The organism is Streptomyces sp. NBRC 110035 (assembly GCF_000829695.1).
GTDB lineage: Bacteria > Actinomycetota > Actinomycetes > Streptomycetales > Streptomycetaceae > Streptomyces.
The window spans coordinates 563173-587631 of sequence record NZ_BBNN01000015.1 but is presented as its reverse complement, the minus strand read 5'-3'; the positions used below and the strand labels follow the sequence as shown (position 1 = coordinate 587631).

Annotated in this window: 16 protein-coding genes and 2 pseudogenes; 9 read left to right on the top strand and 9 right to left on the bottom strand. The window is 72.0% G+C overall.

What is annotated here, in order from left to right:
* The coding region (locus TU30_RS02595) for a transposase (RefSeq protein ID WP_234307742.1) at positions 1 to 885 on the bottom strand (885 nt) is incomplete at its 3' end.
* Positions 886 to 1144: 259 nt separating this feature from the next.
* On the opposite strand from TU30_RS02595, the gene TU30_RS02590 reads away from it, so the two are divergent.
* From TU30_RS02590 to TU30_RS02575, 5 genes are all read left to right on the top strand, one after another.
* On the top strand, positions 1145 to 2623 hold the full coding sequence (locus TU30_RS02590) for a BTAD domain-containing putative transcriptional regulator (RefSeq protein WP_234307741.1): 1479 nt from the start codon (positions 1145 to 1147) through the stop codon (positions 2621 to 2623).
* Positions 2624 to 2676: 53 nt separating this feature from the next.
* Positions 2677 to 2991 (top strand): hypothetical protein, encoded by a 315-nt coding sequence (locus TU30_RS36795; protein ID WP_234307740.1) that lies wholly within the window; start codon positions 2677 to 2679, stop codon positions 2989 to 2991.
* Between the two features lie 178 nt (positions 2992 to 3169).
* Positions 3170 to 3634, top strand: a complete 465-nt coding sequence (locus TU30_RS02585; protein ID WP_052479733.1) for a DedA family protein — start codon at positions 3170 to 3172, stop codon at positions 3632 to 3634.
* 167 nt (positions 3635 to 3801) lie between these two features.
* On the top strand, positions 3802 to 4539 hold the full coding sequence (locus tag TU30_RS02580; protein WP_042163802.1) for an ABC transporter ATP-binding protein: 738 nt from the start codon (positions 3802 to 3804) through the stop codon (positions 4537 to 4539).
* A complete protein-coding gene (locus TU30_RS02575) occupies positions 4533 to 6980 on the top strand; it encodes an ABC transporter permease (protein ID WP_042163800.1) in 2448 nt (815 codons plus the stop codon). The genes TU30_RS02580 and TU30_RS02575 overlap by 7 nt, the downstream gene beginning before the upstream one ends.
* Before the next feature lie 761 nt (positions 6981 to 7741).
* Here TU30_RS02575 and TU30_RS02570 read toward each other — a convergent pair.
* A pseudogene (locus TU30_RS02570) lies at positions 7742 to 8173 on the bottom strand (IS5/IS1182 family transposase); the annotation flags it as partial.
* An 862-nt stretch (positions 8174 to 9035) separates the two neighbouring features.
* Here TU30_RS02570 and TU30_RS02565 point away from each other — a divergent pair.
* Positions 9036 to 9362 (top strand): annotated as a pseudogene (locus TU30_RS02565) (transposase); the annotation flags it as partial.
* Positions 9363 to 9630: 268 nt separating this feature from the next.
* On the opposite strand, the gene TU30_RS02560 reads toward TU30_RS02565, so the two are convergent.
* From TU30_RS02560 to TU30_RS02540, 5 genes are all read right to left on the bottom strand, one after another.
* Complete coding sequence (locus TU30_RS02560) at positions 9631 to 10500, bottom strand: 3-hydroxybutyryl-CoA dehydrogenase (RefSeq protein WP_042163799.1); 870 nt, start codon at positions 10498 to 10500, stop codon at positions 9631 to 9633.
* Positions 10497 to 11489, bottom strand: coding sequence for a 3-oxoacyl-ACP synthase III family protein (locus TU30_RS02555; RefSeq protein WP_042163798.1), 993 nt, complete (start codon positions 11487 to 11489; stop codon positions 10497 to 10499). Before TU30_RS02555 ends, TU30_RS02560 begins: the two co-directional genes overlap by 4 nt.
* Positions 11486 to 12847 (bottom strand): crotonyl-CoA carboxylase/reductase, encoded by a 1362-nt coding sequence (gene ccrA / locus TU30_RS02550; RefSeq protein ID WP_042163797.1) that lies wholly within the window; start codon positions 12845 to 12847, stop codon positions 11486 to 11488. The genes TU30_RS02555 and ccrA overlap by 4 nt, the downstream gene beginning before the upstream one ends.
* Positions 12848 to 13147: 300 nt before the next feature.
* Positions 13148 to 13372: a ferredoxin gene (locus TU30_RS02545; protein ID WP_042163795.1), complete on the bottom strand. Its 225-nt coding sequence runs from the start codon at positions 13370 to 13372 to the stop codon at positions 13148 to 13150.
* A complete protein-coding gene (locus TU30_RS02540; protein ID WP_042163792.1) occupies positions 13369 to 14595 on the bottom strand; it encodes a cytochrome P450 in 1227 nt (408 codons plus the stop codon). The genes TU30_RS02545 and TU30_RS02540 overlap by 4 nt, the downstream gene beginning before the upstream one ends.
* A gap of 175 nt (positions 14596 to 14770) precedes the next feature.
* Here TU30_RS02540 and TU30_RS02535 point away from each other — a divergent pair, with 175 nt between their 5' ends.
* Genes TU30_RS02535 through TU30_RS02525 form a run of 3 tightly spaced genes read left to right on the top strand, consistent with a single transcriptional unit; the run spans position 14771 to position 23012 of the window.
* On the top strand, positions 14771 to 15196 hold the full coding sequence (locus TU30_RS02535) for a group II truncated hemoglobin (RefSeq protein WP_042163980.1): 426 nt from the start codon (positions 14771 to 14773) through the stop codon (positions 15194 to 15196).
* On the top strand, positions 15184 to 22269 hold the full coding sequence (locus TU30_RS02530; protein ID WP_158719293.1) for a non-ribosomal peptide synthetase: 7086 nt from the start codon (positions 15184 to 15186) through the stop codon (positions 22267 to 22269). Before TU30_RS02535 ends, TU30_RS02530 begins: the two co-directional genes overlap by 13 nt.
* Entirely contained in the window at positions 22266 to 23012 is a 747-nt protein-coding gene (locus tag TU30_RS02525) for a thioesterase II family protein (protein ID WP_042163789.1), read from the top strand. Before TU30_RS02530 ends, TU30_RS02525 begins: the two co-directional genes overlap by 4 nt.
* On the opposite strand, the gene TU30_RS02520 is transcribed toward TU30_RS02525, so the two are convergent.
* Complete coding sequence (locus TU30_RS02520; protein ID WP_052479729.1) at positions 22978 to 24204, bottom strand: beta-ketoacyl synthase N-terminal-like domain-containing protein; 1227 nt, start codon at positions 24202 to 24204, stop codon at positions 22978 to 22980. The two genes, TU30_RS02525 and TU30_RS02520, sit on opposite strands and share 35 nt — an antisense overlap.
* Positions 24201 to 24446 (bottom strand): phosphopantetheine-binding protein, encoded by a 246-nt coding sequence (locus tag TU30_RS02515; RefSeq protein ID WP_042163787.1) that lies wholly within the window; start codon positions 24444 to 24446, stop codon positions 24201 to 24203. Before TU30_RS02515 ends, TU30_RS02520 begins: the two co-directional genes overlap by 4 nt.
* Positions 24447 to 24459: the final 13 nt, after the last annotated feature.

Below are 24459 nucleotides of genomic sequence, written 5' to 3'. Positions count from 1 at the left end.
GTCGGGAGCACACGTCTCGGTCAGATGGACGGAGAACCCCTTCCAGCTGATGATGTGCCCGTGGCGGGCATAGCGGGCCGAGGTGTCATACGGGGAGACGATCGCCCGGGACGAGGGCGGCAGCCCAGGCCCGTCTTCCGTCTCGGCGGTGCGCCAGCGCAGGCGGCCTGCGGAGTCGCGGTGGTAGTTCTGCACCACGATCTGACGCGGGGCCTGGACGCGAGGGCCGGCCACGCTGTCTACTCCGTGCCGGTAGAGGTGTTCCAGGAGCCGGACGGCGTCGTTGCCGGTGGCGAGGATCCTGGTCTTGGGCTTGGTGGGGTTCTTGCCCAGGCGGACCGGACGGCCATAACGGCTACCCCAGTCCTCGTCGACCAGACCGTCCAGCAGGTGCGGGGCGGCGCCGGCGACTTCCTCCAGCGCGGCACGCACCGCCTCGGTGACCGTCTCCAGCCGGGTCAGGTCGCGCACCGCGGCCAGGACGTGGGTGGAGTCGGTGCGCTGTGTGGTGCGCTCGCGCACCAGACCGGCGTCCTTGAGGCGGGCCAGCGCGAGGTCGAGGAGGCGGTCGGCGCGGTCGCCTTCGGTGAGACGTTCGCGGAAGTCGGCCAGCACGCTGTGGTGGAAGCCGGGATCGTCCAGCTCCATGGCCATGGCGTACTTGAAGTCGATGCGGCAGCGCACCGCCTCGGCGGCCTGCCGGTCCGACAGACCGAGCAGGAACTGCAGCACGCACACGGTGGCCAGCTGGGCGGGCGAGAGGCCCGGACGCCCGTCACGCGGATACCAGTCGGCGAAGTCCTCGTCGCACCACAGCCCGTCCAGGCGGTCTCTCACCCACATCGCCGTCGTACCGGCCGGGTTGCTCGCCCGCGCGGTCTGCACGGTCAGAGGCGGGACTTGCTCACCGGAACGAGGACGGAGCGACAACGGACACCTCGGCAACATGCATGGGCTCTTGGAACATCCCGAGCATGCCCGCCGCTCACGTCGGCGCACCGGAAAACTTCAAGATCCCCGACAGAGTCAAGCTCAGTTCCACCGAATTGTGGCGCAAACAAGGTTCGTAAGACCGAAGCTCCGACGTTCGGATCCGGCTGCGGCTGCCTTCGTTCGGCCGCCGTCAAACAAGTGGGGGGTTTACATGGAATTCCAGCTTCTGGGACCGGTCGAGGCGAGAGACGGGGCGCGTCGCATCGCGGTGTCAGGCACCATGATGCATACGGTTCTGGCCGTGCTGCTGCTCGCCCGTGGTCGCGTGGTGAGTGACGGGAGGCTGAGCGAACTGCTGTGGGGGTGGGATCCGCCTGCCACGTGGAGCGCTCAGATCTACACCTATATGTCGAGGCTGCGAAAGCTCCTCGGGCCCAAGGTCGACCTGGTTCGCCGCCAGCCTGGCTACCAGCTGGTCGCTGACGCGGCGCGTGTCGACGTCGTCGAGTTCGGGAGGTTGGAGCGGCTCGGGCGGCGGGCGATGGAGGAGCGGCGGTTGACGCAGGCCGCCGAAACGCTTCGGCAGGCACTCGACCTGTGGCAGGGACCGGCACTGGCCAATGTCACGCCGCACCTCGCGGAGGCGGAGCTGCCGCAGCTTGAAGAGGCGCGGATGAGTGCTCTGGAGCACCGGATCGAGGCGGACCTCGCGCTCGGCAGACACGGGCAGCTCACCTCCGAACTCACCCGGCTCGTCGGCGAATTCCCGGTCCGGGAGCGACTGCGTGCGCAGCTGATGGCCGCGCTGTACCGGTGCGGGCGCCAGGCCGAGGCGCTGCGCGCCTTTCACGAGGGGCGCGAGGTGCTCGCCGAGGAACTGGGCGTGGACCCCGGGCCTGATCTCACTGCCGCCTATCAGTCCTTGCTGAGCGGAGAGCTGGACACTCTTCCGCAGCCCGCGCCGAGCCTGACGTCTGCTGTGCCGACGGTGAGTGCGCCGCCTGTCATGATTCCGCCGCTCCCGACCGACTTCACTGGCCGGGAGCGGGAGTTCGACGTGTTGTGCAGGCGTTTGAGGCCGGCGGAGGCGAACGGGCGTGCCACGTTCCAGCCGCGCCGACTGCTGATCAGCGGGATGCCGGGGGTCGGCAAGACCGCGCTCGCCGTACGGGTCGCTCACGCCGTGGCCGACCAGTTCCCGGACGGCTTGCTGTATGCCCGGCTGCGCGCCGACGACGGCACCGTCGCAGACTGCGGCAAGGTCCTGGTCACGCTGCTGCGGGCACTCGGCGAGACCTCCGAGAACGTGCTGGCCCCGAACGGCGAGCCCGCCCGGACGGAGGAGCTGGTCCACAGGTACCGGACCCAGACGGCGGGCCGTAAGCTGCTGATCCTGTTGGACAACGCGGCGAACGAGTTGCAGTTGGACCCGTTGCTGCCGGCCACGACCGACTCCGCCGTCCTGGTGACAAGCCGCAACCGGCTCTCCGCGGTGCCCGGTTCGTGGACCGTGGCGCTGGACCCCATGGAGACCGTTGAGTCGCTGGACCTGCTCTCCGTGATCGCTGGGGCGACCGGATCTCCGCGGAGCCCGAGACGGCCCACGCCGTCGTCGAGGCCTGCGGAAAGCTGCCGCTCGCGCTGCGGGCCGCCGCCGCCCGGCTCGCCGCCCGGCCGCACTGGCCGATGACACGGCTCGCGCGTCGCCTGGCTGATCCGGCCTCACACATCGAGGAGTTACGGGTGAGCACGCTCGACGTAAGGCAGATACTGTCCGCAGCCTTGCGGCAACGTCCGCTTTCTGAGCGTGAGTTGATTCGCCGACTTGCCGTGTGCGCGGCAGGCGAGTTCACCGCGATGGCGGCTGCGGTGCTGCTCAGGCTGCCCGAGAACGCGGCCGAGGAGTTCCTGGAACGGCTGGTCGAGGCGTCGCTTCTGGAGGCACACGGCATCGACGCCACGGGCGCGCCTTGTTACTGCTTCCATCCCTTGCTCCGTCTCACCGCAGCGAGCCTGGAGGGCTTCCCTGCGGAGGGCGAGGTGCTACGGGCGGGCTGAGCGGTGCCGCCTCCCACCGGGGGCGGCGGCCCCCGGTGGGAGGCGGCCAGGGGTGAGCCGAGCCCGACGCCGGGGGGTAGGTTTGGCACTACCCCAAGTCTCGCCCCTGCCGCAGTGCGTCCCGAGGGTTCCCCGCGGTTTCGTGGAGGCAACACGGAGACGACGGAGGCGGCGCCCCATGACGGCATGGCTGGCTGAGCAGATGCTGGTGTATGGCAGCTTCGGCATCCTCGCCGCAGTGCTGCTGCTGCCCGCTATGGAGGCGGCGCTCCCGGTCGTCGGCGCGTTGCTGCCCGGTCAGACCGCGGTGGTGCTGACCGCGCTCGTCGGCGCGGTGCTGGGCAACCTGGCCGGGTACGCCATCGGAAGCCGCTGGAAGGAGCGGCTGATGGCCCGAATGACGAGCCGCTCCCGTCACCGCCGGGTCACCGAGCGCGCCCTGGGGCTGATCGAGCGTCGGGGCGGCGGCGCGGTGTTCGTGGGCCGTTTCACCGCCGTCCTGCGCACCCTCGTACCGACCCTGTGCGGGGCGACCAGGATGCCGCTGCGCCGCTATCTGCTCTGGTCCGTGCTCAGCAGCGCGGTCTGGGCACCTGCCTTCGTCCTGATCGGTTACGTCATGGGCCCGGCCGGGCCCGGGTGACCGGGCCCGGCCGGGCCCGGGCTCAGGGTCCGCCGACACCTGCCATCCGCCACCGCGGCACGGGTGCCCGGGCCGCCCCGAAAACGGCCACTACCTGCGCCGTTCCCCCGAAGATTCCGTCCCGCCCAGGTGCGCGGGAGGACCGACACCGACACGAGTTGGAACACATGAGCAACGACGCGATCCGATTGCGCTCCGTGACCCGGCGGTACGGCTCGGGCGGCACGTCCGTCACCGCCCTCGACCAGGTATCGCTTGCCTTCCCGAGGGGGACCTTCACCGCCGTGATGGGCCCCTCCGGGTCCGGCAAGTCGACCCTGCTGCAGTGCGCCGCGGGCCTGGACCGGCCCACGTCGGGCTCGGTCACCGTGGGCGACACCGAGCTGACCAGGCTGAGCGAGACCAAGCTGACCCTGCTACGCCGCGAGCGCATCGGCTTTGTGTTCCAGGCGTTCAACCTGCTGCCCTCGCTGACCGCCGAGCAGAACGTGGCCCTGCCGCTGCGGCTGGCCGGCCGCCGCCCGAAGAAGACCCAGGTGCGCGAGGTGCTCGAACAGGTCGGACTCGGCGACCGGGCGCGGCACCGCCCGACGGAGATGTCCGGCGGCCAGCAGCAGCGGGTTGCCCTGGCCCGCGCCCTGATCACCCGTCCCGAAGTGCTGTTCGGCGACGAGCCGACCGGCGCGCTCGACTCGCAGACCAGCCGCGAGGTGCTGACCCTGCTGCGCGGCATGGTCGACCGGGACGGCCAGACGATCATCATGGTCACCCACGACCCCGTCGCCGCCTCCTACGCCGACCGCGTCGTCTTCCTCGTCGACGGCCGTGTCAACGGCGAGCTGATCAGCGCCTCCGCCGAGGACATCGCGTCGCGCATGACCAAGCTCGAGGTGGCGCCGTGCTGAGCACCACGCTGCGCACCCGCTGGGTCACCTTCGTCGGCAGTTTCGTCGCCCTCTCCCTGGGCGTGGCGCTGATCGCCGTGATGGGGCTGGCCCTGGCGTCCTCGCTGGACGCACCCGGCCGGGGTCCGGAGCGGTTCGCCGTCGCGCCGGTCATTGTCAAGGGCCAGGACACCCTTGAGGTGCCCGCCCCGATCGGCGACCGCACCCAGAAGCTCGCGCAGCCGCGTGCCGTGCCCGACGACGCGGTCGCGAAGCTGCGGGACCTCGGGACCGTCGTCGAGGACCGGTCGTTCGCCGTGCGGTCCGAGGGCGGGCCCGCCGATCTGGTGGGCCATCCCTGGTCCACCGCGGCCTTCGCGCCGTACCAGCTCGACGCGGGACGCGCGCCCGAGGCCGCGGACGAAGTCGTCGTCAGCGGTGACTGGGCCCGTCCGGGGACCCGGGTGCGGACCGACGGCGGCACGGTGCGCGTCGTCGGCACCGTGGCCGGGCTCGGCTTCGAGAACGCCGTGTTCTACACCGACACCCGCGCCGCCGAACTGTCGCCGCGCAGCCTCCAACTCGTGGTCGACGCCGATGCGGCGGCCGTGCGCGAGGCAGTGCGCGGCAGCGAAGGCGTCCAGGTCCTCACCGGGGACGCGCGCCGGTACGCCGACGCCGACCCCGACCGGGACAGCGAGGCCCTCACCGCGATGAACGCCATGTTCGGCACGGCCGGAGGCGTCACCGGGTTCGTGTCGGTGTTCGTGGTGGCCTCGACCTTCGCGTTCGCAGTGGCCCAGCGGCGCCGCGAGTTCGGGCTGCTGCGCACCGCCGGGGCGACCCCGGGCCAGATCCGCCGCATGGTCGTCTCCGAGGCGCTCGCGGTCGGTGTGCTCGCCTCGGCCGCCGGCTGTGTGCTCGGTTCCTACGGGGCTCCCGTGCTCGCCGAGTGGGCGGTCAACGAGAGCCTCGCGCCCCGCTGGTTCACCATCGGCGACTACACCTGGCCCTACCACATGGCGTTCTGGACGGGCCTGTTCGTGGCCCTGTGCGGCGTGCTGGCCGCGTCCTGGCGGGCGGGGCGCACCGGTCCCACCGAGGCGCTGCGCGAGGCGTCCGTGGACACCCGGCCGATGACATGGGGCCGCTGGCTGTTCGGCGCGGCCCTGCTGATCACCGCCGCGGTGACGCTGGCCCTTGCCTTAGTGACGAACCCGGGCGACCTGCTGCAGCGCAAGACCTATGTGAGCCGGCCCATGCTGCTGATCACCGCGGTCGCGCTGCTCGCGCCGGTGCTGGTGCGGCCACTGGCCCGGCTGATCGCCTGGCTGCCGGCCCAACTGCCCGGCGCCGGCGGGATGCTGGTGCGGGAGAACGCCGCCGCCGGGGTGCGCCGCACCGCCGCCGTCGCGGCGCCCGTGCTGGTCACGGTCGCGCTCGCGGGCTCGCTGCTGGGCGCCACCGCCACCCTCAACGAGGCGAAGGCCACCGAGGTACGCGAGCAGACGGCCGCCGACTTCGTGGTCACTCCGGCGGGCGACGCCGGCTTCGACGAGGCGACGCTGAAGCGGCTTCAGGCCGTGTCCGGCGCCGAGGTCTCCGCGAGCTCGTCGAGCGCCGTGTACGTCCTGGAGGACGGCATGGCGCTCATCAGGTCCGATGCCAGGGCCGTCGAGCCGGAACCGCTCGCGGCAACAGCCCGTCTCCCGCTCACCGCGGGGAAGGTGAGCGATCTGGACGACGACTCAATCATCGTCAACGAGGAGTGGGAGAAGCACGCCGTGGGCGAGCGGGTGGACGTGTGGCTCGGCGACGGCACGAGGAAGTCCCTGAAGATCGCCGCGGTCATGACCATCGGCACCGGCAACAACGGTGTCTACGTCACGCCACGCAACGCCCCCGCGGCGCCCGTCGACCGGGTCGACGTACGCCTCGCGGACGGTGCCGACACGGCCACCGTGGCCGCCGGTCTGAGTCAGGCGGTACGGGTGTCGGGCGGGGAGGTCCTCACCAGGGACGCCTGGGTGCGGGCGACGTACCCCGAGACCAACCGGACGACCCGGATGGGCTTCTTCCTGGTCCTCGGGATCGCCCTCCTCTACACCGGCATCTCACTGGCCAACACGATGGTCATGGCGACCTCCGACCGGGTCCGCGAGTTGGCTGTGCTGCGGCTGGCCGGCGCCACCAGGTGGCAGGTGCTGCGGATGGTGGGCGCCGAGGCGCTGATGGTGGTCATGGTCGGCGGACTGCTGGGAGCGCTGGTCGCCGGGCTCAACCTGCTGGGCATGTGGAGCGCGCTGGGCCTGCTCTCGGTGTGGACGTCCATCGAGATCCCGTGGGCGACGCTCGCGGCGGCCATGGGTACCTGCGCGGTGCTCGCCGTGATCTCGGCGGTCGCTCCGGCCGGCCTCGCCCTGCGCCGCAGGGCGGTGGAGCTGGCGGGCACACCGGAGTGACCTTCTGACCCGGCGCCGAGCGGTTATTCCCCCGTTCCGTCCGGCGCCGCCTCCGCGTCGCGCGACACCCCCGTGGCCGCGGCGCGGACGAACGACGGCGGGGACGCCCTGGGAGGCGTCCCCGCCGTCGGCCTTGTCCGGGTGAGGTGGCACGGGAGTCTGAGGCCGTTGGCCTGGCGCGTGGGCCGCCGCCACCGAGGTGGTGGGGATACGGCGTCGTCGTCTGGGGTGTGTCGGTCCGGCCGCTTTGTCGGTCTGCGACTGGAGCGGAGGGATTCGCCCTCGCCACCGCGTTCTTCAGGTGCCGGTGAACGCGCGGCCGTGCGCGGTGAGCGTGTTGTCGACGACGAGGACGTCGTCGCGCTGCCGGTCGAAGTGGCAAAGCCGCCGATACCACCTGATCCAGCCCCGGCCTGCAAAGGGTGCAGAGCACGGCCCCGGCCTGGATGCCGCTCCGTCCGCGGACACCGCGGGATCCGGCACTCCCGTGAATACCGGGCCCGCCGCGTGTGTCAGTGGCCGGGTGTGAGGGCCGCAGAACAAGGAGCCGCTGCCGGACTACGACGAGACCCGGCGGCGCCTGGCGGCCGGGCAGGCACTCAACCCCAGGATGGCGGTCGCCGAGTGGCTCAACCTCTGGCTCGGAGGCAAGAAGCGCCTGCGGGTCAGCGGCTACAAGCGGTACGACGTGGACGTGCACGTTCACGCCAGAGGGCGTTTGATCTAGGCAGATTACCCTTTATCTCCTAGTAAGTTACTCGCTAGGTGGGTGTGGTCTCGTCCGTTATGCGCTTGGCGAGGTTGCCGATCGAGGCGATATGGATCATGGCTTCGGAGCTGGTGGCGAGGGTCCCGTAGTCGCGGGCGAGGCGGCGGTGCATCATGATCCAGCCGATGCTGCGCTCCACCACCCAGCGCCTCTTCACGACATGGAAGCCGCATTTCTCGCGGTTGCGGTTGACGACCTCGGCGCCGATTCCGAGGGTGGCGCCGTGTTCGATGACGGCGTTCTTGAAGCCGGTGTCGACCCAGCTTTTCGCGATGGTGGGGTATGTCTCCTTGGCCTGGCCGAGGAGACATACCCCCATGGCGTTTTCGGAGAGGCCGGCGACAGTCACGGCGAGGATGAGGCCGATCGTGTCGGTGAGGATGCCTCGCTTCCGGCTGGCGACCCTCTTCGCGGCGTCGGTTCCCCCGCCGATGCCCGCCCGACATCCACGGCCTGGGCATTGAAATCGCGAGCCCCAGCAGGCAGTCGGCACGAGCCCGACGAGCGGGGGCGTCAATCACCCTTCAGGAGGTGCGGGCTGATCACTCAATTGTCAGAATGGCTCAACTCCGAGCGTCCAACACACCCGCCATCGCGGGTCTGCCGATAGAGCCGCCTGCACGAGCGCTGCACGCTCGGCCACCAAATGGCCACCACGTCGAACCGAACAGACCGAAGCCACTCAACGACTTGGAGCAAAAGGCCAGGTCACAGCCGTCTCGACCAGAACGGCGACTCGGAGTCAACTTCAGACCTACGCATTGCGACGCGCACACCGCCTATGTCCGATTAGCCCGGATTCCAACATGGGTGGAACGAAGAAACCCCAGGTCATAGCCCTGACCTGGGGTTCACCATGGAGCCGCCTTCGGGATTCGAACCCGAGACCTACGCATTACGAGACCATGAGCGTTCATGTTGCGCCGTGCCTCGTCGTGCCGCGTGGTGACGTTTTTGCTGATCAGATCATGTGCAACAGGTTGACCCGTGGCACCCCGTGACGCACCGTCCAAAGGCGTCTGTCCACCGGCTGTCCACCGGCGGGGCAACCGAAAGAGGCCAGCGAGGGCACTGCGTGGCTGCAAGCGTAGCTCCTGACGAGACCAGATGGGCACATGAGAGTGCTTGTCCGACCTCGACAAGAGCACCATTGACATCTACAGGCTGCGGGTCGGGAAAGGCCGGGTCACGTCACCCACTGTGGAAGCCGCCAGTGGCATGCCGGTCGGTTCTTCGCTGGCCGCTCACCGGCACCGGGTCTATCATGATTTAAGGTGCTTTCAGGTTCGGTGCTGGAGAGCGACCGCACGTCCTGGACCGCCGTGCTGGATGCGGTCCGCCTGCAGCCCGGCGCCGATGTTGCCGCGGTCACCACAATCCAGCTCCGCGAGGCCGTCGAGCGGCTCGTCGCCGCCGGCCAGTGGCGTGAGGGCGACCCGGAAATCCTCGTGGTGCTGGACGCCGGCTACGACGCACCCCGCATCGCCCACCTGCTCGGCGACCTGCCGGTGCAGATCCTCGGCCGCCTCCGCTCCGACCGCGTGATGCGACACCCGACACCACCGCGCGTGTACGAACCCCAAGGACGGACGGCCCCCAAGCACGGTAGCGAGTCAGCTGCATCGCCCATCAACTCCTCGAACCATCCGGTCCTCGGCCCCAGCTCAGCATGAATGCGACCGCTCACCCCAGTCCGGCCCCGACGGAGGTCCTCCTCGCCAACTGGCGGAACCTATCACGCTGTCCATGGCCGCTGACCTTGCCAACCACCTGGCCACCAGCTGACGATCCATCGCCGCAACCGCCGAGGACCGCCGCAAGAACCGGGGCAGCCCTCGCCGGGTTCCACCCGTCATCCGGAGGGGAAGTGAGCGCGGCGGTTCACCCCTCGTACCGGTGAAACCCCCGCCCGCTCTTCTTGCCGAGCCTTCCCTCCTCCACCAGCCGCAGCAGGATCGGCGGCGGGGCGTACTGCGGTTCGGTGAACTCCCGGTGCAGGGCGTCGGCCACCGCCTTGACGACGTCGAGCCCGATCAGATCGGCCAGCCGCAGCGGGCCTACCGGATGGGCACAGCCCAGCGTCATGCCCTGGTCGACTGTGTCCGCGGTCACCTGGCCGGACTCCACCATGCGCATCGCGCCGAGGAGATAGGGAATGAGGAGCCCGTTGACCACGAACCCCGCGCGGTCGGGTGCCTCGATGAGGGTCTTGCCCAAGGGGCCGGTGAGCAGGGCCGCGGTCCGGGTGCGGGTCCGCTCGTCGGTCCGGGACGTGCTGATCAGCTCGACCAGGGGCATGAGCGGCACCGGGCTGAAGAAGTGGACGCCGATGACCCGTTGGGGGTTACGGGTTCCCCGGGCCATCCGGCCGATCGGGAGGGAGGACGTGTTGGTGGCAAGGACGGTTTCGTCGTCCTTGAGGAGGCCGTCGATCCGGGTGAACAGGGCGGTCTTCAGGTCCTCGTTCTCGGGGACCGCCTCGATCACGCAGTCGCGGTCGGCGAGCCGGTCGATGTCCGCCGTCACCTCGATGCGGCCGAGGGCCGCGTCCCGGTCCCGCTCGGTGAGCGTGCCCCGGCGGACGGCCTGGCCCATGGAGCGCCGGATGCGGTCGTGGCCCACCGGGATGGCTCCGGCGCGCGACACGACCACGCGGACGTCGAGCCCGGCCCGGGCCGCGATGTCGGCGATGCCCGCGCCCATCACGCCGCAACCGACCACTCCCAGCCGGTTCATCGGGTCGTGGGTCATGAGTTCTCCTGCCAGCGCATCAGGGCCGCCCCGACGGACATACCGCCGCCGAACCCGGCCAGCAGAACGACGTCACCGTCGCGGATCGCACCCGAGCGCACACCGTCGTCCAGGGCGACCGGCACGGAGGCGCTGCCCACGTTCCCGTATCTCTCCAACGTGCGATGCGTGCGGGCTCCGGTCATCCCGGCCTTCTCCACCAGGCGGCTCAGCAGCACCCCGTTGGGCTGGTGCGGCACGAAGTGGTCGACGATGTCGGCGCCGAACCCGGCGCTGCGCAGCAGCCGGTCCAGGATCGGCGGTACGTGTTCCATGACGAAGTCGCGAACGCCCCGGCCGTCCATCCGGAAGAAGTGGCCGCCCTCATCCACGGTATGCGGGGTGAGGGGGGTACGGCTGCCGCCGGCCTCGACCCGGATGAGCCGGTGGGCCTCTCCGCTGCTGGACAACTCGGTGCCGAGGAAGCCGTGGTCGTCGCGGACCGGGCCGACGACGGCGGCGCCCGCGCCGTCGCCGAGGAGGACCGTGGTGCGGTGGTCGGCGTGGTCCAGGATGCGCGAGTAGACATCGGCGCCGACGACCACGGCGTAGCCCTGGGGTCGCCCGGCGAGCAGCCGGTGGGCCAGTTCAAGCCCGTACACGAAGCCGCTGCACACCACGTTGATGTCGAAGCAGGCGGCGCCCGACGCGCCGATGGCGTTCTGGACCAGGTAGGCGGTGGGTGGCTGGGGGGAGTCGCCGGTGGACGTCGACACGATCAGGTAGTCGAGCTGGTCCGCCGTGATCCCGGCGGCCTGCAGGGCCCGGGTGACGGCGTGCACGGCGAGGTCCGACGTGGCTTCGTCGGACGCCGCGTACCGCCGGGTGAGGATCTCGGTCCGTTCCTCGATCCACTGCGCGGTGACGCCGCACCACGCGGCGACCTCCTCGTTGCCGACCTCTCGTTCGGGCAGGTAGGAGCCGGTGCCTAGGATGCCCCGGGCGCTCATCGGGCGGCTCCCGCCGGGGCGGTGGCCGCGGCGTGGCGGCGCCAGGCGGTGAGGCGTTCCTCGCCGATACGGGCACGGGCTGCCGGGTCGGTCACACCCAGTCCGTCGCGCGGCGCCAGGCAGCGGACGCCGACCTTGCCGAGGTGCCGGTTCTGCTGCACGAGTCGCGCGGCGTCCCCGACCTGCTCCAGCGGAAAGACGCGGCTGAGCACCGGCACCAGCTTGCCCCGGCTGAACAGCCGTATGCACTCCGTCTGTTCGTGGAGGTTCGCGATGTGGCTGCCGACCACCCGCTTCAGGTTCATCCAGAGGTAGCGGTTGTCGTAGCTGTGCTCGTAGCCGGTGCTTGATCCGCAGGTCACCACGGTGCCGCCGCGCCGCACCACGTGCACCGAGGTGCCGAAGGTGGATCGTCCGACGTAGTCGAACGCGATGCTCGGGTCCTCGCCAATCTCGGCTCGGATGAGGCGACCGAGCCTGCGGCCCAGCTCGGCGGCGTCGGCCCGGGGGTCCGCGTCGTCGCCCATGCCGATCTCCCGGCGGTCGATCACCAGGTCGCAGCCCTGCTGCCGCAGGAAGTCCGCCTTGGCCTGCGAGCCGACGACGCCGACCGCGATGCCGCCGCCGTTGCGGACCATCTGCACGGCGTACGCGCCAAGTCCCCCGGTAGCGCCCCAGATCAGCACCACGTCGCCCTGCTTCATCCGGGCGCCGTGGTCGCTGACCAGCATCCGGTACGCCGTGCCCGCGCAGAGGGTGATCGTGGCCGCCTCCTCCCACGTGAGGTGGGGCGGTTTGGCGACGAGCTGGGTGGCCCGTACGACCGTGTAGTGGGCCAGGCCGCCGAAGTTCGTCTCGAATCCCCAGGCGCGCAGGTGCGTGCCCATCATCCCGTCGTCGTGGGAGCCCGGGTCCTGGTCGTCGACGTACGCGGGGCTCACCACCACGTGGTCGCCGGCCCGCCAGTGCCGTACTCCGGCCCCGACGCGCACCACCACCCCGGAGGCGTCCGAGCCGACCACCTGGTACGGCAGGTCGTGGCGGGTGGCGTAGCCGCCTTGCCTGGCGTAGCGGCGCAGCGTCGTGAATGTGGAGATCGGCTCGAACATCGCCGACCACACCGTGTTGTAGTTGATCGAGCTGGCCATGACTGCGACCACGACCTCGTCGGGCGCCAGCTCGGGCATCGGCACGAGGCCCACGTGCAGGGTCTGCCGCACGTCGGTGCCGGCCGGGCGGTCCGCCGCCTCGGCGTCCTCGGCCCGCAGGTATCCGGCGAGGAACTCGTCGGGCAGAGGGAGCCGTTCCAGTCCCTCGGGGGGTGCGCCGTTGAGCACCGCCTTGCTGAGCAGGTCCATGTGTGTTCCTCGCGATCGACGTCGGAATCCTGCCGGCGGACACCACCGGACGAAGCGGGAGTGGGAGAGGTGCGTCTCGCGCACGCAGGGCCCGCCGGCGGCCGGCCCGGTCAGCGGCGCACGCACGCTGCTCCGTGCGCGCCACAGCGCACGGAGCGGCGGCCGAGGTGCGCCCGGCACCGCGCGTGCCGGCCCGCGCATGCCGCCGACGGCCTCTCGGGGCCCGTACTGCCGTGTCCAGGCGGCGGGCGACGGCAGGCCGACAGCCCGACGACTCCGGCACGTGGTCGGGCGGCCGGCTCACCCGGGTGGAGCCTCCAGCTCAATGGCCGAGACCGGGCAGTAGTCGGCGGCCTCCTGCGCCGCTGCCAGCAGGTGCGTGGGCGGCCGGGGGTTCTTGAGCAGCACCTTGCCGTCCTCGCCCTGGTCGAAGAGGTCGGGCGCGACCAGCGAGCAGGCACCGGAGCGGCAGCAGGCGGCGTGGTCCACCCTCAGCACCCGCGCCGGCCCTTCCGGAGTACTCATACGGGCGTTTCCGCCGGCTGCTCGCCCCACGTGACCGGCAGGTCGATGGTGCCGAAGACAAGGGTCTCGGTACGGAACGGCACCTCGGACTCGGGTACGTCGAGGCGCAGGTCGGGCAGTCGCATGAGCAACCGCGCGAAGGCTATCTGCAGTTCGATACGGGCCAGGGTGTGCCCGACGCAGAGGTGCGGGCCGTGGCCGAAGCTCAGGTGGGGGCGGCCGCGGCGGCGGACGTCCAGGGTGTGCGGGTCGTCGTAGACACCCTGATCGCGGTTGCCCAGCAGCGGCGAGACGACGATGCCCTCGCCCGCGGCCACGGTCTGATCGCCGACCTTCACGTCCTCCGTGGCCACGCGGGTGATGCCGAACTGGAAGATGCTCAGGTAACGCAGCAGCTCTTCCACGGCGCCGCGCAGCAGATGCGGCTCGTCGCGCACGGCCACCAGTTGCTCGGGGTGCATGAGCAGCGCGGCGGTGCCGGTGGTGATCATGCTGGCGGTCGTCTCGTGGCCGGCCGCGAGCAGCAGGTACGAGGTGAGCAGCAGTTCCGGCCGGTCCACCTTCCCGGGTATCAGGTAGTCGGCGACGAGCCGGCTGATCATGTCGTCGCCGGGGTCCTTCTCCTTGCGGGAGACCAGCTCGTCGAGGTAGCCGCTGAGTGCGGCCCTGCTCTCGGCGATCCGTTCCGGCGCGCCGGCCCGGTGCGGGTCGAAGAGCGCCTCCAGGTGGGTGGTGAAGAAGCCCGCGTCGTCGTACGGCACACCGAGCAACTGGCAGATCGAACGGGACGACACGGGGACACCGTACGACTGGTGCAGGTTGGCCGGCGGTCCCTGGCGAATCATCTCGTCCAGCAACTGGTCGCATGCCTGCTCGATCTCCGGGCGCATCGCCTGGACGCGTTTGACCGAGAACTCCCCCGCCAGCATGGTGCGGTAGAAGGCGTGCTGGTCGCCGTCCATCCGCATGAAGGAGCCCTTGAGCACCGGCCGCATCTTCTGCCGGTACAGCGTGGGGAAACCCTCCCGGCCCATGTCCGAGCTCATACGCGGGTCGTCGAGCAGGGCCCGTGCCGCGTCGTAGCTGGTCACCAACCAGGCTGGGCCGGTGGGCAGTTGCACTCGTACCAGCGGCGCCTGCTCCTGGAGGGCGAGCAGGCCGGCGGGCGGGTCGTAGGGACAGGTGCGATCGGTGATCGGGTATGTGGGCAACTGGTCAGCCACTGCGACCTCTTTCCTGCTCGGACTGCAAGATCCGCAACCTCCGCGGGCAATGGCCCGAGGTTGGCACAGCCCTCTGCCGCAGGACGCTCAAACGTGAGCGGGCGCCGGTGATCGGCGCGCCTATCGTCGCAACGGTTTCCCAGCGGCGGGCACGACCCTGGAGGTCACGGTGACGATGTACGACCACGTCGGTGGCGAGGAACCGCTTCGGCGCCTGGCCGAGGCGTTCCACCGGGCCGCGCTGGCCGATCCGCAGATCGGGCGCATGTTCCGGTACACCGGTGACGCGCATGTGCGGCACCTGACCGCGTATTTCGTCGAGGTCTTCGGGGAGGGCAGCGCCTTCACCGACGAGATCGGCGGGTTCGAGCACGTAAAGAAGATGCATGCGGGCTTGCGCATCACCGACGAGCAGCGCGAGCGGTTCGTGGAACTGATGCTGGACGCCGCGGACGAGGCGGAGCTGCCCGATGACGAGCTGTTCCGCACCCGGTTCGAGGAGCAGTTGCGCCGGGCGGCGACGATCACCACGCGGGCGTCCCGAATGAGCCAGGCGGACCTGGACACCCGGCACGGCACGCTGGGGAGGTGGACGTGGTGACGCGGACGCCCAGCACCCCTGTCACTCCGCCCAGCGCGACTCCCGCTCCGCCCCGCGACGTGGGCGCCGGGCTGCTGGACGGCGTGGTCGCCGCGCTGCACGACACGTTCGACGGGCGGCGGCCGAGCGACGACGAACCGGTCCTGCCACCCGGCGCCGACTCGATGACGGCGGTCCGGCTGGCACTGGCCCTGGAGGACCGGCTCGGTGTCCCGGTGCCGCTGAGCTGGCTCCGCGCCGGGCACGACGCGGCGACGCTGGCCGGTCTGGTCGCCGGGGCCGGGGACACGGCGGTCGCCGGGCTGCGGCTGACGGTACCGGCCGATCCGGCCGCACCCGATGAACCCTTCCCCGCCACGGCGCTCCAGCAGGCGTACCTCGTCGGCAAGGAGGACGGCCTGGTGCCGGACGCGGTCGGCTGTCACCACTACCGCGAGTTCGAGGTGTCCGGCCTGGACCTCGACCGGCTGCGGCGGGCCTGGCTGGCCGTGCGGCGGCGGCACCCGGTGCTGGACTGCGGCCTCACCGCGGCCGGGGCGCTGCGCGTCCGGCCCGCCCTGGACCTGCCGCTGACCACGCGTCCCGTCGGTCACGACCCGGCCGAGGTCCGTGCGCGGCTGGGCCGCCGCCGGTACACCGCGGCGGACTGGCCCCTGTACGAGGTGGAGGTCACCCCCGGGGCCGACGGCAACGGGCGGGTCCACCTGGCCGTCGACGGCGTCCTCTGCGACGGCCGGAGCCTGCGGGTCCTGCTGTGGGACTGGTGGCGCGCGTACGACGGGTCTCCCGACGTCCTCGCGTGCGAGGCGCCGACGGTGTCCTTCGGCGACTACGCGTGTGCCGTTGCCCGGGAGAGCCGCGGGGAGCGGTACGCGGCGGACCTCGCCCACTGGGAGAAGCGGCTGGCTACGCTGCCGGCCGGACCGGGCCTCGTGCGGGCGCCCGCACGGCAGACCGGCGACGTGGGCGGCGGACCGGACCGGCGGCCGCTGACCGGGGCGCTCGACGCGCGCACGTGGGCCCGGCTGCGCGAGGTGGCGGCGCGTCGCGGGGTGACCGCGACCGCGTTTCTGCTGGGCACGTTCGCCGAAGTCCTCGCCGGGGGCGGGGCGCAGCTGCCGTTCAGTCTCGTTCTGACCACCAGTGACCGGGCGCGGATGCGGGGCGCCGACGACGCCGTCGGCACGTTCACCTCAACGATGGTCTTCCCGGTCCACGACACCGAGGTCCGGGCCGTGCACGAGCGCCTCGCCGAGGATCTCGACCACTCGACGGTGCCGGGGGTGGCAGCGCTGCGCCGCCGCCGCGGGCCGCTGCCCGACCTGCCCGTGGCGTTCACCAGCATGATCGACGACGGGCCGCCCGAGGGTGCTTTCGCCGCAGCCGAGTGCTACGCGGTCGGCCGGACCTCCGGCGTGTCCCTCGACCACCAGGTGTGGGAGGAGGACGGGGCACTGCGCTACCGGTGGGACGTGGTCGAGCGGGCCTTCGCGGCGCCCGGAGCCGAGGCCCTGTTCGACGCGTACACCGCTCGGTTGGAGGCGCTGGCCAGGGACGCGGAACCGGCGCCGGAATCACCAACGGAGCGGGCAGCACAGCCGGAGCGGGAGCAGGAGCCGGCAGCCGCCCGGCCCCTGTCGTCGGCCCGGTCCTTCCCTGCGCCGTCGGCCCCGCTCAACGACCTCCAGCAGGCCTATCTCGTCTCCCGGGCGCTCGACCCGGACGACGCGGGCGGTTGCCGCCTGCTGCTCAGCTACGAGGTCGCGGACCTGGACACCGACCGCTTGCGGCGGGCCCTGGAGCGGCTGACGACCTCCCACCCGGTGCTGTCCGCGCAGGTCGACGCCGAGCACGGTGTGCGGCTGCCCGCAGTGCCCGCGTCGCCGCCCGTGCCGGAGGTCCCGCTCACGGCGGAGCTCGTCGGGAACCTCCTGCGGGAGGCACACCCGTGGGGCGAGGGCCACGTGGACGTCCGCGTGGGCCGTGTCGGGGACGCGGACGGTGCGGGCACCGTGTTCCTGACGGTCGACCTCGCGCTGATCGACGCGCGCAGTATACACCTGGCCGGGCAGGAGCTGATGCGGCTCTACGCGGCCGACAGCGACACCGGCGACGTCTCGTCTCCCGGTCCGGCGGGCTCGTCCACCACATCCCTCGACGCACCAACGGCTCGCGAGCACTGGCAGCGGCGAGTGGCCGCGCTGCCGCCGGGTCCCCGGCTGCCAGCGGTGTCCGACGACGGCAGCCGCACCCGGCTGCGCGGCACGCTGCCGGGGTGGCGCGCCGTGGTGGCCGCCGGGGCGAAGCACGGCTGTTCGCCCGACGGTCTGTTGCTGGCCGCGTACGCGCGGGCTCTCTCCCCGGGCCTCGGTGACGTGTTCGCCGTCCCGGTGGTGCGCTGGCCGGACGGCTCCGACGCGGCCCGGCCCGCCGAGCGGACCGCGCTGAGCTGGGTGACAGTCACAGCCGAGAACTGTCCACTGATCGACCTGGCGCGCCGGTACGACGCCGTGCTGGCCGAGGACCGGAAGGCCGACGCGGCGAGTGGCCTGGCCGAACTCCGCAAGGCGCGGCGCTCCGGTAACGGTCTTCCCGTGGTGTACACCAGCCTGTTCGACCTCGACGCGCATCCGCTGCCGGACGGGGTCACCGCGGGGGTCTGGGCGACGAGCACTCCGGGCGTGGCGCTGGACTGCGTGGCGGTACAGGACGGCGACGTACTGGAGTACGCCTGGGACATCCTGCCGGAGCAACTGCCCGAGGGGTGGCCCGAAGAGGCGTTCGCACGGTTCGCCGACGACCTGGCGGGACTGGTCTCGCTCGAACAGATGCCGGTCGACGACCCGGAACTGCCGCCCGCCCGCTGGAACGACACCACCCGCCCGTTCCCGGCGGACCTGCCGGTGCAGGTACTGATCGAGGACCAAGCCCGGATCAGGCCCTCCGACGTGGCGGTCCGCTGGGCCGGTGGCGCCCTGTCCTACGCCGAACTGGAACTACGCGCCAACCGGTTGGCCTGGACGCTGCGCGGGGCCGGAGTGGGCCGCGGCGACGTGGTCGGGATGTCGGTGCGCCGCGGCCCGGACATGGTGGTCGCGGTGCTGGGCATCCTCAAGGCGGGCGGCGCGTATCTGCCGGTGCTGCCGTCGCTGCCCCGTGAGCGGGCCTCGGTGATGCTCGCCGACGCTGCCGCCGCCTTCCTGGTGCGCGACGCGTCCTGCGGCTGGGCGACATCGCTGTCCGGCGTACCGGACACACCGTCGGCGAAGGGCGTGACACGGCCGGCGCAGGACCTTCCGGACCTGCGTCTGCTCGATCTGGACGCGGTGCTCGCCGAGCCGCACCCCCGTGAGGGGCGTGCGCCGGATCCGGTGAACGAGGTGGACGACCTCGCGTACGTGATCTTCACGTCGGGCAGCACCGGGCGGCCCAAGGGGGTCGGGGTCGCGCACCGCCCGATGCTGAACCTCTTCGAGTGGAGTCGCCGCACCTTCGGCTTCGGGCCCGGCGACCTCGGCCTCTGTGTCACGTCGCTGGGCTTCGATCTGTCGGTCTTCGACATCCTCGGACTGCTCAGCCTGGGCGCCGCGTTGTACGTCGCCGACGAGGAACAGCAGCGCGACCCGGGCTTGCTGCTCCGCGTGCTGGAGACCGAGCCGGTGACGTTCTGGAACTCGGCACCGACCACCTTGGCGAATCTGGCGCCGGAGTTCCCCACGCCGTTCGGCCGGCCCGGCGGCGACACCCTGAGGCTGGTGTTCCTCAGCGGTGACTACACCCCGCTGTGGCTGCCCGACCGGCTGCGGGCTGCGTTCCCCGACGCCACGCTGGTGAGCCTCGGCGGTGCGACCGAGGCGACCGTCTGGTCCAACTACTTCGTGGTGGACCGGGTGGACCCGGGGTGGCGCAGCATCCCGTACGGGCGTCCGCTGGACAACTCCCGTTACCACGTTCTCGACGCATCGCGCCGCCCGGTGCCGATCGGTGTCGAGGGCGACCTGTACATCGCGGGCGATTGTCTGGCCCTCGGCTACTACCGGCAGCCCGGCCTCACGGCGGAGCGGTTCGTCACCGGCGAGTTCCCCGGGCTTTCGGAGACACGGCTGTACGCGACGGGCGACCGCGCCCGGTTCGCGCCCGACGGTGTCATGCACTTCCTCGGCCGTCGTGACGGCCAGGTCAAGGTGCGGGGGTTCCGGGTGGAACTGCCGGAGATCGAACACCGGTTGCGGGCGCATCCCGGTGTCGCGGACGCGGTAGTCCTGCTGCGGTCCGGCGGCTCCGGGGAGGACCGGTTGGTGGCGTACGTGCTGGCGGAGGACCAGGCACCGCACCCGGACCGGGCTCCTGCTCCGCCTCCCACCGGGGCCGAGCTGCGGGCGCATGCCGCGGCCGCACTGCCCGATTACATGGTGCCGTCCGTGGTGGCGTTCGTCACCGAGTGGCCGACCACCACCAACGGCAAACTCGACCGCGACGCCCTGCCCTGGCCGGTCGACGGCAAACCCGCGCCGACGGTGGAGCGGGCCGCGCCGGTCACTGTCGGGGGCTCGTCGAAGGCCGAGGCTGAAGGGGCCCGGGAGAAGACCGAGATGGAAGAGGCTGGGGAGAAGGCCGCGCCGACTGCCGCCGGTCCGCCGAAGGGGCGACCGGCGGCAGTCGAGGCCGCTCCGGCCGACGACGTGGCGTCGATCGCCGCGCTGCTGGGCGAGTTGCTCGACCTGCCGCCGGTCGACCCCTCGGCGGACCTGTGGGAGCTGGGGGCCACCTCGTTCACGATGGTGCGGGCCAGCCGGGTGCTGCGGGACCGGTACGGCTGCGAGGTGCCGGTGGCGTTGTTGCTGTCGGAGCCGACGGTCGCCGCCATCGCCGCGCACCTGTCCGCCGCCAACCGACCGCAGGCACAACCGGGGCGCGCCGAACCGCCACAGACGGAACCGGAGCGGCTGCAGGCACGGCAGGCCGAACCGGAGCGGAGCGAACCACCGCACGTACGACCGGAGGCTACGGAACCACCACAGGCCGCCTCGGCGACGCGCGCGCAACCGCGTCGCGCAACGCCTCCGCCGCAGGTGGACTTCTTCGCCGCCGAAGACCGGCGTCGTTTCAAAGAGGGCGACTTCGGGCAGCGGCCCGCCCCGGAACATGCCCGCTCGATGCCGCTGCCCGGCGGCCGGCCGAGCGAGGAGCAGCGACGCTGGCGCGCCAGCCGCCGCCCCGTGACCGAGGGGCGGCTCGACGGCGAAGGACTCGGCCGACTGCTGCGGGTGCTGGCCAGGACGGACGGGAGCCCCGGCGCCGGCGCCCTCTACCCGTCCGCCGGGGACACGTACGCCGTGCAGGTGTACGTGCTGGTGCGCGACGGCGCCGTGGAGGGCCTCGACGCGGGCGCCTACTACTACCGGCCCCGCACCCACGCCCTGGAACCTCTCGGCACCGGCGCGGACCTCCCGGTCAACGCGCACGTCTACTACAACCGGCCCTTCGCCGCCCGCGCCTGCGCCGAGATCTACCTGGTCGGAGAGGAGCAGGGCATCGAGCCGCTGTACCGGGCCCAGACACCCCGCTATCTGGCCCTGGAGGCAGGGCACATGGCCCAGCTGCTGATGCAGCAGCAGGTGCCGTCGGGTGTCGCCGTCTGCCCGGTGGGTGATCTGCGGCAGAGCGACCTCGCCGAGGTGCTGGGACTCGGGCCGTCCCACACGTTCCTGCTCGGGCTCCTGTGCGCGCCGCTGGACGCCACCGGCGACGAGGCCCCCGGCGAGCCTCTGTGGACGGCGGCGGACACCCCGCCCGCCCGGCGGTCGGGCGGGGTCGCCGTCGTCGGGATGGCGGGCCGCTTCCCCGGCGCCACGGGCCCGGACGAGCTGTGGCGGCTGCTGTACGAGCGCCGGTCGGCCATCGGCCCCATGCCCCCCTCCCGCATCGCGGCACTCGGCTGGACCGGCGAGCCCCCGACCGGCGGGTTCCTGGACGCGCTGGGACCGGTCGACCTGCGGCCGTTCCGCATCTCCCCCGCCGAGGCCGCCGTCATCGACCCGCAGCTGCGTCTGCTGTTGCCGACCGTCTGGCAATGCCTGGAAGAGGCCGGGTACACCCCCCGGTCCCTGACCGAGGACGGTGGCCGGGTGGGGGTCTTCGTGGCGTCCATGTGGGACGACCACCTCGGCGCGGCCGGCGACGGCTGGGAACGCGGGGACCCCGTGGAGGTCGTCGCCACCCGGGCGACGCTGCCCAACCGGCTGTCCCACACGTTCGGCTGGCAGGGACCGAGCCTCGCGGTGGACACCTCGTGCTCGTCGTCGCTGACCGCGCTACATCTCGCGATCCAGTCGCTGCGCTCCGGCGAGTGCGACAGCGCGGTGGTCGCCGGGGTGAACCTGGTGACCCACCGTCGGCATGTGGGGCTGCTCTCCAGTCTCGGCCTGCTCGCCACACCGGACGGCGGCAGGCCGAACGGCGCCTATGACGAGGCCGCACCGGGCTGGTACCTGGGCGAGGCCGTCGGCACGCTGCTGCTGCGGCGCGCCGACGCGGCCGCCCGCGACGGCGACCGGGTGCACGGTGTGCTGGAGGCGTCGTGGTGCGGTCACGCGGGCGGAGAAGGCCGGTTCGGCGCGCCCGGCCCGGCGCAACTGACCGCGTCGCTGGGGGAAATGCTGCGGACAGCCGGGCTGGATCCGGCGGCGCTGTCCTACGTGGAGAGCTCCGCGGCGGGCGCGGGCCTCGCGGACGCGACGGAGGTCTCGGCCTTCGCCGAGCTGCTGGCCGGCCGCGGAGTCCCGGTCCCCATGGGCACGGTCAAGCCGAACATCGGGCACGCCGAGGCGGCGGCCGGGCTCGGGCAGCTGATGAAAGTTCTGATGCAACTGCGGCACGGCCGGATCGCGCCGACCCTGGTCTCCGACCGACCGAATCCACTGGTGGACTGGGCGGACGGGCCGGTGTACGTGCCCCGGAGGGCCATCGGCTGGGAACGGTCCGGCACGCCACGGCGGGCCCTGGTGAACGCCGTCGGCTCGGGCGGCTCCTACGGCCACCTGGTGGTACGAGAAGCAGGAGGGTCCCGATGACCGTGGACTGGACCGTCGGCACACGAGATCCGCACGCCCCCGTCCGGTTGTTCTGCTTCGCGCATGCCGGCGGGGGAAGCACGCTCTTCCTGCCGTGGCGCCGGATGCTGGCGCCGGACATCGACGTGGTCCCGATCGTGCTGCCCGGCCGGGAACGGCGGTACCACGAAACGCCGTACACCCGTATGCCGGATCTTGTCGAGGACCTGGTGCCCGCGCTGGAGCCGCTGCTGGACAGGCCCTACGCGCTGTTCGGGCACAGCATGGGCGCGATGGTGGCCTATGAGGCGGCGCAGCGGCTGCGCCCGGCGCCCGGCATGGTGTTCGTCTCCGGCCGGCGGGTGCCCGGGGGGACGGGAGTACGTCATCTGCTCGGCGACCGCGAGTTCCTGGAGGTGCTGACGGGGCTCGGTGGCACACCGTCGGCGGTGCTCGACTCGCCGGACCTGGCGAACCTGTTCCTTCCGTCGCTGCGGGCCGACTTCCGGCTGGTGGAGACGTACCAGCCGACGTCGACGCCGCCCCTGGCGTGCCCGGTGACGGCCCTCACCGGCGACGCCGACCCGGAGGTCGACCCGGCGCAGATGGCACGCTGGGCCGATCTCACGGCCGGGGGCTTCAGCCTGCACGTCTTCCCCGGAGACCACTTCTACTTGAAAGGGCTGCCCGAGTCCCTGCGCCGTACCCTGCTGGACGCGACGGGGCGCCTCATCGAGCAGCCCGCCACACCAAGGCGGAGTTGAACCCCCCGAAGCCGAAGGCGTTCGACACCACCCAGCGCAGCGGGGTGGCGACGGCGGTGTCCCCGACCAGCCTGGGGGCACCGTCGATCGGTGCGCGCAGCCACGGGTCGGGGTGCGCGAAGCCGCCGCGCAGTTGCACCACGGCGGCGACAGCGGACACCAGGCCGGCCGCGGTGAGCGCGTGCCCGGCCAGTCCCTTGACCGCATTGGCCCAGGGCGAGGCGTGGGCGAACACCCGGGCGATGGCGTCGGCCTCGACCCGGTCGCCCAGCGGGGAACCCGTGCCGTGCGTACTGACCAGGTCCACGTCGGCCGGGGCGATGCCGGCGTCCGCCAGGGCCCGGGCCATGGCGTCGGCCTCCCCGTCGACGGTCGGATCGGGCTGGCTGTTCGCGTCCAGCGCGGCGGCGTGCCCCGCCAGTTCAGCCAGTACGTCGGCTCCGTCGCGCATCGCCGCGTCCGCTCTCTCCAGCACCATCGCGGCTGCCGCGGGCCCGTGCACGAACCCGCGGTGCGAGCGGTCGAAGGGACCGCCGGGCCCGCTGCCCTCGGTGGGCACCATGGCGCCCAGGTTCAGGAAACTGCGCAGTTCGGCCGGTGCGGGTTCGGCCAGCGCACCGACGACCAGGCAGGCGTCGGCGACCCCCCACGCGATCAGCCGGGCGCCCTGGATCAGAGCGAGGTTGCCACCGGCCGATGCTCCGCCCACGGTTAGCCCCTCCCCCCTGATGCCGAACGCCGCGCTGAGTGTCGCCACATGGTCGGTGTCTTGGTACTGGAGAGCCAGCCGAGGCGGGACCAGCAGCGGGTCCCGTCCCAGGCGTCCCGCGGCGGCGGCGCTCTGGGCGCCGTTCAGGTTGTTGCCCCCGACCACCACGGCGAGCCGCCGCGGGTCGAGGTCGCGCCGGTGCAGTCCGGCCGCCCGCCATGCCTGGCCCGCTACGGCCAGCGACGCGCGGACGGTTCGGGACGTGCGGCGCAGCGCCCCGGGCGGGAGGGACGCCGCCGCGAGTGCCTCGCTCAGCGCGTCGTCGGACAGCGCGGCCCGGTACGGCAGAGCGTCGTTCGCCCCGGTCCGGGCGATCGCGGTGCGGCCCGCGCGGAGCGCGGCGGTGAACCGGTCCGCGTCGGGCCCCAGCGGCGACAGCACGCCGAGTCCGGTGACCGCCGCCCGCATGCCGTCCGGCGTCACCGGTACCGCTCGAACAGGGCGACCAGGTCGCCGACCGGCATGGCCTGGCGGAACTCGGTGATCGGGACGAGCACGTCCAGGTCGTCCATCACGTTGGTGACCACCTCGCTGCGGTCCACGCTGTTGAGGCCGAGCTCAGCGAGCGTCCGGGTGGGCACGATGTCGGCGGGCGCGAGGTCCGGCAGGATCGCGGTCGCGTGGTGGCGGATGGCGGCCAGCACCGCTCCGTCGGTGTGTTCCATGGTGTCGTTGACG